The sequence below is a fragment of the Streptomyces sp. NPDC102451 genome, assembly GCF_044765485.1.
GTDB lineage: Bacteria > Actinomycetota > Actinomycetes > Streptomycetales > Streptomycetaceae > Streptomyces.
The window spans coordinates 37,225-51,892 of the sequence record NZ_JBIWKD010000001.1 but is presented as its reverse complement, the minus strand read 5'-3'; the positions used below and the strand labels follow the sequence as shown (position 1 = coordinate 51,892).

Here is a 14,668-nt window from a genome sequence, read left to right as displayed (position 1 = left end):
GGAACCCCCAACCTGCCCGTAGGGGAAAGCCCTGGCCGCAGGGAAGGCCCGGGCGTCGTTACGCCGGAACGATGTTGACCAGCTTCGGTGCCCGGACGATCACCTTGCGGATCCCTGCCCCGCCCAGCGCGGCGACGACGTTCTCGTCGGCCAGGGCCAGCACCTCCAGGTCCTCGTCCGAGATCGAGGGGGAGATCTCCAGGCGCGCCTTGACCTTGCCCTTGATCTGCACCACACAGGTCACGGTCTCGTCCACGACGTACGCCGGGTCGGCGACCGGGAAGTCCTGGTGCACGACGGACCCGGTGTGGCCCAGCCGGCGCCACAGCTCCTCCGCCACGTGCGGAGCCAGCGGTGCGATCAGCAGCACCAGCCGCTCGGCGACCGACCGCGACAGCGGCCCGCCCGCCTTCGTCAGGTGGTTGTTCAGCTCCGTGACCTTGGCGATCGCGGTGTTGAACCGCATCCCCGCCATGTCCTGGCCGACACCGTCGATGGCCTTGTGCAGCGCCCTCAGCGTGTCCTCGGCGGGCTCCGTGTCCACGACGGTGACCTCACCGGTCTCCTCGTCGACGACGTTGCGCCACAGCCGCTGCAGCAGCCGGAACTGACCGACCACGGCCCGGGTGTCCCAGGGACGCGAGACGTCCAGCGGGCCCATGGCCATCTCGTACAGCCGCAGGGTGTCCGCCCCGTACTCACCACAGATCTCGTCGGGCGTCACGGCGTTCTTCAGGGACTTGCCCATCTTGCCCAGGACGCGGCTGACCTTCTCGCCGGCGTAGTAGTACGCGCCGTCGCGCTCCTCGACCTCGGCGGCCGGGACCGCGATACCGCGGCTGTCCCGGTAGACGAAGGCCTGGATCATGCCCTGGTTGTACAGCTTGTGGAACGGCTCGGCGGACGAGATGTGTCCCAGGTCGTGCAGCACCTTCGACCAGAAGCGGGCGTACAGCAGGTGCAGCACGGCGTGCTCGGCGCCGCCGACGTACAGGTCGACGCCGCCGGTCGGCTGACCCTCGCGCGGACCCATCCAGTACTGCTCGACCGCCGGGTCGACCAGCCGCTGGTCGTTGTGCGGGTCCAGGTAGCGCAGCTCGTACCAGCAGGAACCCGCCCAGTTCGGCATGGTGTTGGTCTCGCGGCGGTAGTTGCGCGGACCAGCACCGTCACCCAGGTCCAGGGTGACGTTGACCCAGTCGGCGTTCCGGGACAGCGGGGTCTCGGGCTGGGTGTCGGCGTCCTCCGGGTCGAAGGTGCGCGGCGAGTAGTCCTCGACCTCGGGCAGCTCCAGCGGCAGCATCGACTCGGGCAGCGGGTGGGCGATGCCCTCCTCGTCGTACACGATCGGGAAGGGCTCGCCCCAGTAGCGCTGGCGGCTGAACAGCCAGTCACGCAGCCGGAAGTTGACGGTGCCCTCGCCGACGCCGTGCGCCTGCAGCCACTCGGTGATCTTCGCCTTGGCGTCGACGACGCCCAGGCCGTCCAGCGAGATCTCGTCGTTGGCGGAGTTGACCAGCTTCGCCTCGTACGAGCCGAAGGCGTCGTCCCACGTGGAGGGATCGGTCCCGCGGTCGTCCGACGGCTGGACGACACAGCGCATCGGCAGCTCGAAGGCGCGCGCGAAAGCGAAGTCGCGCGCGTCGTGCGCCGGTACGGCCATGATCGCGCCGGTGCCGTACCCCATCAGGACGTAGTCGGCGATGAAGACGGGCACCTTCTCGCCGCTGACCGGGTTGGTCGCGTAGGCGCCGGTGAAGACACCGGTCTTGTCCTTGGCCTCCGCCTGCCTCTCCACGTCGGACTTGGCCGCGGCCTGCTTGCGGTACGCGGTGACGGCCTCGGCCGGGTTCGCGTGGCCGCCGGTCCACACGGGGTGGGTGCCTTCGGGCCAGGCGGCGGGGATGATCCGCTCGACCAGCTCGTGCTCGGGCGCCAGCACCATGTACGTCGCGCCGAACAGGGTGTCCTGACGGGTGGTGAAGACGGTGATGTCACCGGCCCCGTCCACCGGGAAGCCGACGCGCGCACCTTCGGAGCGGCCGATCCAGTTGCGCTGCTGCAGCTTGATGGCCTCGGGCCAGTCCAGGCCGTCCAGGTCGTCCAGCAGCCGGTCCGCGTAGGCGGTGATGCGCATGTTCCACTGACGCAGCTTGGCCTTGAAGACCGGGAAGTTGCCGCGCTCGGAGCGGCCGTCGGCCGTGACCTCCTCGTTGGCCAGCACGGTGCCCAGCCCGGGCGACCAGTTGACCGGCGCGTCCGAGGCGTACGCCAGGCGGTACTGCCCCAGGATGTCGGCGCGCTCGGCGGCGCTCAGCGCGCCCCACTCGCCGCCGCCGGGGACCGGCCGCTCACCGCTCTCGAACTGCGCGACCAGTTCGGCGATCGGGCGGGCCCGGTCGGCCTCGGTGTCGTACCAGGAGTTGAAGATCTGCAGGAAGATCCACTGGGTCCACCTGTAGTAGTCCGCGTCGATCGTCGCGAACGAGCGGCGCTTGTCGTGGCCCAGGCCCAGCCGGCGCAGCTGGACCTTCATGTTCTCCATGTTGGCCTCGGTGGAGGCCCGCGGGTGTGTGCCCGTCTGCACGGCGTACTGCTCGGCGGGCAGGCCGAAGGCGTCGAAGCCCAGGGTGTGCAGGACGTTGTGCCCGGTCATCCGCTGGTGGCGGGCGTAGACGTCGGTGGCGATGTAGCCCAGCGGGTGACCGACGTGCAGACCGGACCCCGAGGGGTACGGGAACATGTCCATGATGAACTTCTTCGGCTTGGCGGCCAGCTCCGGGTCGCCCGCCAGGTCACCGGTCGGGTTCGGCGCCTCGTACGTCCCCTCGGCGTCCCAGAAGTCCTGCCAGCGTGCCTCGATGTCGGCGGCCATCGCTGCCGTATAGCGGTGCGGCGCGGCCACCTCGGCCGCGGTGTTCGTCTCGCTCATGATTCTCAAAGCTCCATCGATCGTCATCTGCCGGCGCCCACGTCTACGGACACACGTCTACGGAAACGAAAAATCCCCTCGCACAGGAGGGGACGCCGCGCCGAGTCCGACCAGGCATTCTCACCGGTCGGGAATGATCAGCGCGGCTCGCTAAGCAGAAGGCGTACGGCACGCATGGCGTCAGGGTACCGCACGGGCCCGGCGCCCGGCCCGGCAGATATGCGGCCGAGGGGTCACCCTGGTCCGGCCACCCCCGCATCCGGAGGGCACGCGACCCGTGCGAATCTTCCACACGACCCACACACTCCGGGGGTTACTCCGCGTACTGCCCCCTATCGGGGCAACAGTCCAAACCTCGTACCGGCCGGTAAACGGCGACCTAGCATGCGGCAACGGGACCGCTTTGCCGAGCCATTCGGAGTCGCCCCCCATGAAGCCTCATCGCAGGATCCGTTCGTCCCCCTCCATGAGCACCGGCCCAGGGATCAGCCGCCCGGTACAGGGCGGACTGACCGTCGCGGCCCTGGTTCTCATCCCGCTGCTCGCCGTCGCCGGGAGCGACGGGATGCGTGCCACGTTCGACTTCACCACCGGCGTCCTGACGCTGGTCTCCCTCACCGCGGCGGTCGCCTGGGGTCTGCTGGCCACCGACCGGGTGTTCCTCTCGACCCGTCAGCGGCTCATCTGTCAGGGCATCCACCGGGCCGCCGCCGTCACCTCACTCGGCTTTCTCCTGCTGCACGGCACCGTGAAGGTCGCCCTCGGGCACGTCGGGCTGCTCGGCGCCCTCATACCGTTCGGCACGGGCATGAGCGGTACGGCCGGGCTCATCGGCTTCGGTTCGCTCGCCGGGCTGCTGATGATCACCGCCGCGGCGACCGGCGCCATGCGCAGCGCCTTCGCCACTCCGGGCAGGATCGCCGGCCGCTGGCGCGCGCTGCACGCGCTCGCCTACCCGGCCTGGTGCTCCGCACTGGTGCACGGCCTGTACGCCGGCCGGCAGCCCGCGACCTGGGTCGTCGTGATGTACATGCTCTGCCTGACGGCGGTGGCGGCAGCCCTGGCCCTGCGCCTGCTCCCGGGTCCGGCCAAACGCCGGCTCACCGATCTGGTCACCCAGCTGATCGGCCCGGGCGCCTCTCCTCCCGCAGCGGATCCGGTCATACGCTCTTCCCCGCCGCCCGGCCCGGAACACGCTCCTCCGCCGGCCGGCCGGGGACTGCCCCCCGACGCGCCCGGCTGGGGCGACGACCGCGGCGCACTCGGCACCCCGGTCCGGCCCAGGACCCTCTCCGCGCCACCGCCGGGAGCGCCCGCCCACGACGACCCGCAGGAGACCCAGCCGTACACCCGGCCGCTGTACGGACAGCAGCAGTACGAACCACCCCCGTACGAGCCGTCCCCGTACGAGCCCCCGCCGCGCAGTTCCGACCGGCTCACCCCGGGCACGGTTCCGGCCCCGGCCCCGGCGGGTCCCCGGCCCGGCATCTCCGCGGCGTACCGGGCCGTCTCCCGGCCTTCAGGCCGACCGCCGGAGCGGACGGACAGCCGCTGGCCCGCCCCGTCCCCCGCGCCTCCCGCGCAGGCGCTCAGGCCCTCGTACGCCCCACCCCCCAGCCCCGTCTCCGACCAGGAGACCGAGCAGCTGCCGGGGCCGCTCTACCCGCCCCCGGCAGGAGAGCCCTGGCACGCACCGGCAGGAGACCGACCGTGAACGTCCCCCTCCCCGATGTGCCCGAGGTGCGCGTCGTCGGACTTCCCCAGCTGACCACCGGCTTCGACCTGGTGGAACGGCTCGACCTCGCCATGCACCTGAAGGTGCACGGCCCGCTCGAACCGATGACCGGGGAGCGGCTCGCCGAACTGGCCGAGTCCGTCTCGCTGCGCGGCCGTGGCGGCGCGGGCTTCCCCTTCGGGAAGAAACTGCGCGCGGTGGCGAAGGCCTCCATACGGCGCGGGGTACGGCCGGTCGTCGTGATCAACGGCAGTGAGGGCGAGCCCGCCTGCCGCAAGGACACCGTGCTGCTCAACCGCACCCCGCACCTCATCCTCGACGGCGCCCTGCTCGCCGCGGAGGCGCTCGGGGCACGCACGCTGGTCGTGGCGGTCACCCGCAACTCCACGGAGATCTCCGTGCGGGCCGCCCTCGCCGAACGCGGTCTGTCCGACCGGCGGGGACAGCATCTCCGCGCCCGGGTGGTGCGTACCCCGGAGCGCATGGTCTCCGGGGAGGCCTCGGCGGTCATCCGGGCCGTGAACGGCGGCCCCGCCCTGCCGCCGGGCCGCCGCGAGCGCGCCGCCGAGTCCGGCGTGGCCGGCGCCCCGACCCTCCTGTCCAACGCGGAGACGTACGCACAGCTCGCCGTCGCCGCACGGCTCGGCTCCCGTCGCTACGGGCACACCGGCCTGCCGGACGAGCCCGGCACGGTCCTGCTCACGGTCTCCGGGGCCGTGGCACGCCCGATGGTGATCGAGGTGCCCACCGGAGTGCCCCTGCGTTACGTCCTGCAGCTGGCCGGCGCCCCGCCGCTGCCCCAGGGCGTGCTCACCGGTGGCTATCACGGCAACTGGATCGACGCGGCCGCCACGCACGACGCCATGGTCTCCAGAGCCTCCCTGGCCGCGGCGGGCGGCGCGCTCGGCGCCGGCGCCATCCTGCCGATCGGGCCGGAGACCTGCCCGATCGGTGAGTCGCTGCGGATCGCGAACTGGCTGGCCGCCGAGACCGCCGGCCAGTGCGGTCCGTGCAAGCTGGGGCTGCCCGCCGCGGCGGGCGGCCTCTCCGACGTACTGAACGGTGGTGGCCCCGCCGCCCTGGAGGCGCTCCGTGAGGTGACCCAGGCGGTGAAGGGCCGCGGGGCGTGCAAACACCCGGACGGGTCCGCCCGCTTCCTGGCATCCACCCTGTCTGCGTTCACGGACGACCTGGCCGCGCACGTGCTGGACGGCGGTTGCGGACGGGAGACGCTCGGGGTGCTGCCGCTGCCCTCCCCCGGTTACGAGGACGTCGAGGAGTCCATCCCGAGCGGCGAGAAGCTGGCGGTGGACTGGACGCTCTGCCAGGGACACGGCCTGTGCGCGGACATCGTCCCCGAGCTGATCAGGCTGGGCCCCGACGGCTATCCGGCGCTCGCGGACGCCGCCGTTCCGATGCACCTGCGGGGCAGGGCCCAGCGTGCCGTACGGCGATGCCCCGCGCTGGCCCTCCGCATCGAACAGGCGCCGGCCGAACGCCCCGCGCTCCCGAGCGCCCAGCGCAGGGCCCTGGGCAGCGGGCGCGGCTGACCCGCGCGCCGCCCGGTTGACGCCCGGGCGGCGGGCAGGGGCGCCGGACAGGTGACGGACACAACAAGAAGCGGGTCATCCGATTCGGATGACCCGCTTCTTTACTGTGGAGCTAAGGAGAATTGAACTCCTGACCTCCTGCATGCCATGCAGGCGCTCTACCAACTGAGCTATAGCCCCGTGCCGTGCTGTTCGCCGCCCGGTTTCCCTGGCGACATCGAGAACATTACACGGTCCCACCGGCCCATCAAAAATCGTTTCCACTCCGGCCGCTCACGGCCGTTGCGCACGGCCCTGACCAGCGGTCGCTCCGGGTATGTGTCAGGCCGTGGCGAAGGAGTAGAACCGCTTGAGGGTGCAGTGCTCCTCGAGGAGACGGCCGTAGATGGGCTCCCCCTCGAGCTCCCTGTACGTCTCGATGGGGTCCCCTTTTATGATCAGCGCCCGCGCGCACTCCTCGCACCAGTACTGGAACTCCGCGTTGACGGGGTCCATGTCCCGGACGATCGGCGTACCGCTGCCGCACCAGTCGCACTTCCGCCTGTGTGCACCCATCCGGTCAGCTCCGGGGGTGGCCGCAGGCCGTGCACGCGAAGGAGCCCTCTTGCGAGGCGTCAGGAGAGCCGGTCGCGGTGGAGCCGTGAGTGGTGGAACGGTGACTGCCGGAGCGGTGGGTCGCGGTGGGGACAAGGGGCAGGCCCGGGGCCCGTACGCGGCTCGCAGGCATCGCGCTCCCTCCCGATCGGTCCGTCGCCCCCTTCGGCGCTCCGATTCTGCCATGGCCCCGCAAGAGGGTCAGCCCGACGACCGCCCCGCTGCGCGCCTTTGTCCTGAAGAAAGGGCACCGGACCGGCCGGTGTACCTGCGAAGAAGACGCCGGAGCGCCGTGCCGGCCCTTGTCCCAGGCGGGCAAGGGCAGTTGAGGCGTGGCCGGCGCAGGCCGACGCACCGGATCCCGACAACCGGCAAAAAAAGATCCCGTCCCCTGCCGGGGACGGGATCTTGACTGTGGAGCTAAGGAGAATTGAACTCCTGACCTCCTGCATGCCATGCAGGCGCTCTACCAACTGAGCTATAGCCCCGCTGTCCGCTGTGTTTCCCTGCGTTTCCGCGCTGCGAACAAGAAGAACTTTAGCCTGCGACCAGCCGGAAAGTGAAATCCGGCCCCCGCCGCCCGGAGAGTGCTTCCGGGCACTCGCTAATCGTCGTCGCCGAGCACGGGTTCGGGGAGCGTCCCGGCGTTGTGCTCGAGCAGGCGCCAGCCGCGCGCGCCCTCACCCAGCACGGACCAGCAGCAGTTGGAAAGCCCGCCGAGCCCCTCCCAGTGGTGGGCCTCGAGACCGAGCAGCCGGCCGATGGTCGTCCTGATGGTGCCGCCGTGGCTCACGACGACGAGCGTGCCCGCGTCGGGCAGCTTGCCGGCGTGCTCCAGGACCACGGGTGCGGCGCGGTCGGCGACCTCGGTCTCCAGCTCACCGCCGCCCCTGCGGACCGGCTCGCCGCGCTTCCACGCGGCGTACTGCTCGCCGTACTGCCCGACGATCTCCTCGTGCGTGAGCCCCTGCCAGGCGCCCGCGTACGTCTCGCGCAGGGCGGAATCGTGTGCGACGTCGAGGCCGGTGACCGAGGCGAGCTCGGCGGCCGTGGCCGCCGCCCGCCGCAGGTCGGACGCCACGATCGCGTCCGGCTGCAGCGAGGCGAGCAGCCTGGCGGCGCGGCGGGCCTGGCCCACCCCGGTCTCGGTCAGCTCGATGTCCGTGGAGCCCTGGAAACGGCGCTCCAGGTTCCACGCCGTCTGGCCGTGCCGCCAGAGGACGATCTTGCGGCCCCTGCCGCTGCTGCTGCCGTTCAGCTCTGGTCACCTTCCGTGCCGCCGTTGAGCTGGGCGTGCTCCTCGGCCTTGCCCCGGGTCTTGAGCGCGTCCTCGGGGAGGGCGATCTCGGGGCAGTCCTTCCACAAGCGCTCGAGCGCGTAGAACACGCGCTCCTCGCTGTGCTGGACGTGGATCACGATGTCGACGTAGTCGAGGAGGATCCAGCGGGCGTCGCGGTCGCCCTCGCGGCGCACCGGCTTGGCGCCGAGCTCCTTCTGCAGCCGCTCCTCGATCTCGTCGACGATCGACTTGACCTGGCGGTCGTTGGGAGCCGAGGCCAGCAGGAAGGCGTCGGTGATCGACAGCACGTCGCTGACGTCGTAGGCGATGATGTCGTGCGCGAGCCGGTCGGCCGCCGCCTGGGCGGCGGCGTTGATGAGCTCGATGGAGCGGTCCGTGGCGGTCACATGCAGGCTTTCGTCGGCGGTCAGATCGACCTCTAGGGTCTCACGGACCGCCGACAGCCCTTACGACGTCTGCTCGGGGATCTTGTAGTCCTGTCCGAGGGCGACGGACACATCGGCGTTCGCGGCGGGCTTGCCCTTCTTCACCGCGCTGTCCGGCAGGCCCAGGGTCTTGGCGACCTCGACCGCCTTCGCCTTGTCCTCCGCGGCTCCGTAGAGCACCTCGGACGACACGAGGGTGTCCGCCTTGCCGCTGTCGACGAAGGCGTAGCCGCCGTTGACGAGCTGAACCCTGGCGTACTCCGTGCCCTTCGTGTTCCCCGTGGCGTTCTTGATGCCCACGCGTACCGCCGCACCCTGGTCCGGGGCCTTCACCTTGCCGCCCAGGACGTCCTTCACGACGTCCTCGGTCGCCTTCTCGGTGAGAGTTCCGTCGCTCTGGACCGGGAGCAGCTCCGTCTTGTAGTCGCCCACCTTGGCGTGCCCGGCGAGCTTCGCCAGCGAGGCGCCCAGGTCCTGCTCCGGCAGGGACGGGTCGAGGATCTGCGCGAGGGTCTCGATGGTGACGGTCGCGGCCTTGGGGTCCTCCGAAAGCTTGCGCAGCACGCTCCGCATGACCTCACCGAAGCGCGTCAGCTGCTTGGCCTCCGGCTCGCCCTCACCCTGGTAGGTGGCGTACGCGACGGCCATCGGGCCGCTCAGCGTCTGCGCCTCCCCCTTGTTCACCAGGGGCGCCGCGCCCTTCTTCGAGTCGGGCACAGCGGTGTCGGTGTCGACCTCGATGTTGCCCACGAGCTCGACGAGGTTCTCGAGGTACGGGGTGTCCAGGCGCCAGGTGCCGCTGATGCTGGTGCCGAGCAGGGTGTCGATCGCCTCACGGGTGCCGGTGGACCCGTCGTCGTCGACGGACTTGCCGAGCGTGGTGGTGGACCCGTCCTCCGCGGCCACGGCCAGCGAGTTGGGGAGCAGGACGGTGGTGCCCTGCCCGGTGGTGACGTTGTCGACGAGCAGCGCCGTCGAGGTGCCGCCCTTCTTGGTGTTGTGCAGGTGGACGACGATGACGTCGCGCTTCTGCGGGCCCGTCGCCGTGGTGCTCTGCTCGTCCTCGCCGGACAGTCCCGGGATCTTTCCGGCGGACCAGAGGTAGCCGGCCCCGCCGACGACCATGAGGGCCACCACGACTATGAGCGCGACCATCCGGTTGCGCCCGCGCCGGCGTGCCTCCTCGCGCCGCTCGCTGCGGCTCTCGGTGAATTTCAGCCAGTCGATGACATCTTCGGAGTCCTCGTCGGGCTCCTCGATGAAGGAGAACTGCTCGGTGCGGTAGTCGCGGTCGGCACGGCGCTGCCCGGGAACGGCGGGGTCCGCCACCGGTTCGGGTTCCCGCCGCTGCTCGGGGAACGGGGGCGGGGCAGCCGGCGCGGCGGGGGCCTGGGGCGCGTTCCACTGCTGGGTGGAGTCGTCCACGGCGGGCTGTTGGCCCGTGTCGTAGCCGTATGCGCCGTAGCCGCCGCCGTCGTCGTAGCCGTAGCCCTGCTGCGTCGGCTGAGCCTGCTGCTGGGTGGGCTGGGCGGCGTACGGGTCGTACTGCTGCTGCGCGCCGGCATACGGGTCGTAGCCGTAGCCCTGCTGCGCCTGCCCGTCCTGCTGGGACTGCTGAGGCTGCTGGGGCTGCTGGGCGTACGGGTCGTACTGCTGCTGCCCCTGCTGCTGATAGACCGGCTGCCCGTACTCGTCGTAGCCGATGATCTGCGGCTGCTGGTACGGGTCGTACGGGTTGTGTCGGTCGTTCACAGGTGCCCCTCTCCGTGGCTCATTCGCCGCGGTACAGCTGGCGCTTGTCGATGTAGCGGACGACGCCGTCCGGCACCAGGTACCAGACCGGCTCCCCCTGCGCGACCCTGTCACGGCAGTCCGTGGACGAGATCGCCAGCGCGGGCACCTCCACCAGCGAGACCCCGCCCTTGGGCAGCCCGTCGTCCGTCAGCAGATGACCCGGCCGGGTCACACCGATGAAGTGGGAGAGCGAGAACAGCTCCTCCGCGTCGCGCCAGGTCAGGATCTGGGACAGGGCGTCGGCGCCGGTGATGAAGAAGAGGTCCGCGTCGCCGTGGACCGCGCGCAGGTCCCGCAGCGTATCGATCGTGTACGTCGGCCCGCCGCGGTCGATGTCACTGCGGCTGACCGAGAACTGCGGGTTGGAAGCCGTCGCGATGACCGTCATCAGATAGCGGTCCTCGGCCGGCGAGACCTGTTTGTGGCTCTTCTGCCAGGGCTGTCCGGTCGGGACGAAGACGACCTCGTCGAGGTGGAAGTGGGCGGCCACTTCGCTGGCCGCCACCAGGTGTCCGTGGTGGATCGGGTCGAATGTTCCGCCCATCACGCCGATTCGGCGCTTGCCGCGGCCGGTAGGCACTTCCTGCTCTCCCATGCGTGCAGACCCTACTGGCACAGCTGTTCGCCTCTGCCTCAGCGGTCTCGGTTGAAGCGGGTGGTGATCCACAGCAGGAGCAGCAGCACGAAGAGCGCGCCGCCACCGGTGAGGTACGGGCTGAGGCTTTCGTGGTTACCACCCTGCTCGCCTTCGGCGGCGAGGGTGACCAGCTGGTGCGCGGTGCTCGAGAGGCTCATCTTCTGCAGGACCTATCCATCGGGAATCAGGAGGGAGACGTCGCGCACATCGTATGCGGGCGCCACGGGCACGCTCACGCCGACTCAGTCGTTGTTGTCGTCGTTGCGGTATCCACGAAGCAGGAACCAGGCGAGCAGGGCGGCTCCGACGAGCGAGACGAGCAGCACGACGCGGAGTGTGTTGCCCGGCCCCTGGTCCTCGGACACGGCGGCGAGCATGAAGGCGGTATGCGGCATTCCGGGCGCTCCTCAAAGTTATCCACAGCCCCCCGCACACCGTAGCGCCAGCGCATACGCTGGCTTTTGCCAGGGGGACGAGCAACGTCTCGTACGAACAGGGGGCCATCCATGACCGACAGCAGTCACGAGAGCGTGCCGAGCAGGCACCGCAAGCGATTCCCGGACATCTCCTCGCGCGCCTACGAGCATCCGGCGGACCGCTCGGCCCTGGTGGCCCTGCGCAAGCTGAGCGGTTTCGACACCGTGTTCAAGGCGCTGAGCGGTCTGCTGCCCGAGCGCAGTCTGCGGCTGCTCTTCCTGTCGGACTCCGTCCGGGTGAGCGACGCCCAGTTCGCGCATCTCAACGACATGCTGCGGGACGCCTGTTACATCCTGGACCTCAAGAAGGTCCCGCCGATGTACGTGAACCAGGACCCGCAGCCGAACGCCATGTGTATCGGCCTCGACGAGCCGATCATCGTGGTGACGACGGGGCTGGTGGAGCTGCTCGACGAGGAGGAGATGCGGGCCGTGGTCGGCCACGAGGTGGGCCATGCCCTCTCCGGTCACGCGGTGTACCGCACGATATTGCTCTTCCTCACCAATCTCGCGCTCAAGGTCGCGTGGATCCCGCTCGGCAACGTCGCGATCATGGCGATCGTGACGGCGCTGCGCGAGTGGTTCCGCAAGTCGGAGCTGTCCGCGGACCGCGCGGGGCTGCTGGTGGGACAGGACCTGCGGGCCTCGATGCGCGGGCTGATGAAGATCGCCGGTGGCAATCATCTCCACGAGATGAATGTGGACGCCTTCCTCGCCCAGGCCGACGAGTACGAGAAGGGCGGCGACCTCCGCGACTCCGTGCTCAAGATCCTCAATGTGCTGCCCCGCACGCATCCGTTCACCACGGTCCGGGCGGCCGAGTTGAAGAAGTGGTCGGAGACGCGGGACTTCCAGCGCATCATGGACGGCCACTACCCCAAGCGGGACGAGGACAAGGACACCTCGGTGACGGACTCCTTCCGTGAGTCCGCGTCGCACTACGCCGACACGGTGCGCACCAGCAAGGACCCCCTGATGAAGCTCGTCGGTGACATCGCGGGCGGCGCGGGCGACCTGGGGGGCAGGCTCCGGGACAAGTTCACGGGCGCGGCCGGCGGGAACGCGGGCGGGGGTGCGGGCAAGGGCGGCGCCCCGGACCCGGACGCTACGGACGGCTCCGAGGGGACCTGGCGGCGTCCGGACCCTGAGGAGGGTCCTGGGGCGGGGAGCTGACGGCCAGCGTGCCGCAGAGCGTCGCGGCGGGCACCCCGGTGGCGTAGGGGTCGGTGCCGGCCGGGCCCCGGGTGTCCGCCCGCTCGCCCGCGAGCAGCGGGCGGAGGGTCCCCGTCGTATCGGCCGAGCACGACTGCGGACCGGCCTGGACGTAGGCGCTGCGGACCTCCAGCCGGTGCAGCCGGATGTCCTCCCGGTCGAGCAGGAAATGCAGGACACGGCGCACGGTGAACAGCGAGGCTCCGTCGGCCCGGTGGGGGCCGGACACGGCGGGCCTCAGCGCATACGTGAAGGTGTGGTCGGACACCACCTCCAGGGTGTCCGCCCCCGCCTCCGTGTAGGAGAGGGTGCCGTGGACCCGGACGTCGGTGTCGGCCAGTTCCACCTCGGCCGGGTCGAAGCGCACCAGCCAGCCGGTCGCGCTGTGCTCGCCGTCGTCCGCCGGTGAGTCCATGCTCCGGTCGAACTGCGCCGTCTGGTCCGGGTCGAGCAGCCGCCCGACCGGCCGGACGACCCCGGCGGTGAGCACGTCGGGATCGAGGGAGGAGCCCACCAGGTAGTCCTTGGCCGTGGTCAGGGCGATGGTCACCTGGCTGTCCGAGAAGTTCTGCGTCCGCCGGACCGGGGGGAGGTTGATGCCGGAGGCGCCCGTGCGGTGCTCAGCGGCCGGGCCGTCGGCGAGGAGCGACTCGGCGGTCCCTCCGGGTACGGGGCTGCGGGGAGCGAGGGGGATCACCGTGGTCCGGAGCGGTTCGGCACGTCTGCCGACGGGCGTCGGGTAGGGGTTGCGGAAGCCCATGTAGACGGCGGTGGCGAAGGCCAGTGCGATCAGCACGACGAGAGCGATGCCCGCCCGGGAGCGGTGCCGGCGGGTGGGACGGCCGGGGAGGGAGCGTACGGCCCGCGCGTGGTCGCCCATGCGCTCCTGGGCAGAGAACTCCTGCAGCCGGGCAGCGCGGACGAACGATTCGTCGAAGACGAGTGAGCGGTACTCGTCCTCCCCTCCCGAGGGGTTCTCGGGCGGCCCTTCCGGCGGTTCTCCACGGCCTGTCATGACTTCTCCCGATCTCCGCGCCACCGGCGGGGGCTGGCGCTGGGATCCGCCTCAGCCGCTGGGCATCGGGCGGACCTGTCCGTCACGGGTTCGACACATGGGCATTTCGACACATGGACAAGTGGCTGGCCCTCTTCCCGGGGACGGGGACGGGAGGAGGGGGCGCAAAGTCATACCTTCAGATTGGGTCGATCCCCATCAAGGTAAACGCCGCGCAGGTGGGAGCGCAGGTGGAGCGCCGCCGGGAGGGCGGCCCACGGGAGGACGGGGGGACGGGAGGGCGGGGGCGGGGAGGGGGAGGGCGGGACGGGAGGGGCCCCCGGAGCGCCCGGAGGTCACGCGGCCCGGCTCAAGGGGTACGGGGAACGGCTGACACCGCGGGGCGGGTGTAGTCGGCCGAGGCGGAGGGAGCCACGCCCGGCTTGTCGACACCGCTGGTCGCCGGAGGCGGCACCTGGTCCTGCCGGCCGGCCGCGGCGCCGCGGTACACGGCGCTGAAGGCCAGCGCGACCATCCCGATCCCCATCAGCAGGGCGAGCAGCCAGGCCACGGGCCGGTGCCAGCGAGCCGTGCCCCGGTAAGGACGCAGGGAGCCGCCGTGACGCCCGTATGGGCCGTCCTCGTCGTCGTAGAGGCCATCCGGGTCATCGGGGTCGTAGGAGTCGCCGAAGGCCCTCTGGCGGCCGTACACGCCGTCCGGGCCGTAACCGTCGTCGTAGAGGTCGTCGTCCAGGGTTCCGCCGCCCGAACGCGCCCTGCTCGCCTCGGCCTCGGCGCGGGCCTGCGCGGCGGCCAGCAGACGCTCCACCGCGGTGGGTTCGTGGATCTCGGCGGACCGGACGAAGTCCTCGTCGAACACCACGGAGGCGAAGTCCTCGTCCGCGCCCCCGCGGTCGTCGTCGGGCTCCCAGCCGTCCGGGAACGGCCTGCCCCCCACGTCGTCCGGCACAGCTTCAGCGTAGCCGCGGCGGGGCGATTTGGGCAGGGAGCCCGCATAT

Annotated in this window: 13 protein-coding genes and 2 tRNA genes; 3 read left to right on the top strand and 12 right to left on the bottom strand. The window is 70.9% G+C overall.

The window, feature by feature from the left end; all coding sequences use genetic code 11:
• Positions 1-58 precede the first annotated feature (58 nt).
• On the bottom strand, positions 59-2,932 hold the full coding sequence (leuS, locus tag ACIRD8_RS00210; protein ID WP_403984382.1) for a leucine--tRNA ligase: 2,874 nt from the start codon (positions 2,930-2,932) through the stop codon (positions 59-61).
• A 466-nt stretch (positions 2,933-3,398) separates the two neighbouring features.
• Here leuS and ACIRD8_RS00205 point away from each other — a divergent pair, with 466 nt between their 5' ends.
• Positions 3,399-4,646, top strand: coding sequence for a hypothetical protein (locus ACIRD8_RS00205; RefSeq protein WP_403984380.1), 1,248 nt, complete (start codon positions 3,399-3,401; stop codon positions 4,644-4,646).
• Complete coding sequence (locus tag ACIRD8_RS00200; RefSeq protein WP_403984378.1) at positions 4,643-6,217, top strand: NADH-ubiquinone oxidoreductase-F iron-sulfur binding region domain-containing protein; 1,575 nt, start codon at positions 4,643-4,645, stop codon at positions 6,215-6,217. Before ACIRD8_RS00205 ends, ACIRD8_RS00200 begins: the two co-directional genes overlap by 4 nt.
• 107 nt (positions 6,218-6,324) lie before the next feature.
• On the opposite strand, the gene ACIRD8_RS00195 is transcribed toward ACIRD8_RS00200, so the two are convergent.
• The 9 genes from ACIRD8_RS00195 to ACIRD8_RS00155 form a co-directional block, all read right to left on the bottom strand.
• Positions 6,325-6,397 (bottom strand) — tRNA-Ala (locus ACIRD8_RS00195).
• A 141-nt stretch (positions 6,398-6,538) separates the two neighbouring features.
• Positions 6,539-6,772 carry a hypothetical protein gene (locus ACIRD8_RS00190; protein ID WP_033305681.1) on the bottom strand — a complete coding sequence of 78 codons (234 nt, stop codon included), beginning with the start codon at positions 6,770-6,772 and terminating at the stop codon, positions 6,539-6,541.
• Between the two features lie 454 nt (positions 6,773-7,226).
• A tRNA-Ala gene (locus ACIRD8_RS00185) sits at positions 7,227-7,299 on the bottom strand.
• A 116-nt stretch (positions 7,300-7,415) separates the two neighbouring features.
• Positions 7,416-8,069: a histidine phosphatase family protein gene (locus tag ACIRD8_RS00180; protein ID WP_362935924.1), complete on the bottom strand. Its 654-nt coding sequence runs from the start codon at positions 8,067-8,069 to the stop codon at positions 7,416-7,418.
• Positions 8,066-8,497: a ribosome silencing factor gene (gene rsfS / locus ACIRD8_RS00175; protein ID WP_099172529.1), complete on the bottom strand. Its 432-nt coding sequence runs from the start codon at positions 8,495-8,497 to the stop codon at positions 8,066-8,068. Before rsfS ends, ACIRD8_RS00180 begins: the two co-directional genes overlap by 4 nt.
• A 60-nt stretch (positions 8,498-8,557) precedes the next feature.
• Entirely contained in the window at positions 8,558-10,288 is a 1,731-nt protein-coding gene (locus tag ACIRD8_RS00170) for an LCP family protein (RefSeq protein WP_403984376.1), read from the bottom strand.
• Positions 10,289-10,307: 19 nt separating this feature from the next.
• On the bottom strand, positions 10,308-10,925 hold the full coding sequence (nadD, locus tag ACIRD8_RS00165) for a nicotinate-nucleotide adenylyltransferase (RefSeq protein WP_403984374.1): 618 nt from the start codon (positions 10,923-10,925) through the stop codon (positions 10,308-10,310).
• A gap of 38 nt (positions 10,926-10,963) precedes the next feature.
• Positions 10,964-11,125, bottom strand: a complete 162-nt coding sequence (locus tag ACIRD8_RS00160) for a hypothetical protein (RefSeq protein WP_403984372.1) — start codon at positions 11,123-11,125, stop codon at positions 10,964-10,966.
• An 84-nt stretch (positions 11,126-11,209) separates the two neighbouring features.
• Positions 11,210-11,362, bottom strand: coding sequence for a hypothetical protein (locus ACIRD8_RS00155; protein ID WP_403984370.1), 153 nt, complete (start codon positions 11,360-11,362; stop codon positions 11,210-11,212).
• Between the two features lie 111 nt (positions 11,363-11,473).
• Between ACIRD8_RS00155 and ACIRD8_RS00150 the strand changes: the two genes are divergently transcribed.
• Positions 11,474-12,616, top strand: a complete 1,143-nt coding sequence (locus ACIRD8_RS00150; RefSeq protein WP_403984368.1) for a M48 family metallopeptidase — start codon at positions 11,474-11,476, stop codon at positions 12,614-12,616.
• Here the strand turns inward: ACIRD8_RS00150 and ACIRD8_RS00145 are convergent.
• The gene (locus tag ACIRD8_RS00145) at positions 12,549-13,670 is read right to left on the bottom strand and encodes a hypothetical protein (protein WP_403984366.1); all 1,122 of its coding nucleotides are present in this window, start codon (positions 13,668-13,670) and stop codon (positions 12,549-12,551) included. The two genes, ACIRD8_RS00150 and ACIRD8_RS00145, sit on opposite strands and share 68 nt — an antisense overlap.
• Positions 13,671-14,019: 349 nt before the next feature.
• Entirely contained in the window at positions 14,020-14,619 is a 600-nt protein-coding gene (locus ACIRD8_RS00140; protein WP_403984364.1) for a hypothetical protein, read from the bottom strand.
• Positions 14,620-14,668: the final 49 nt, after the last annotated feature.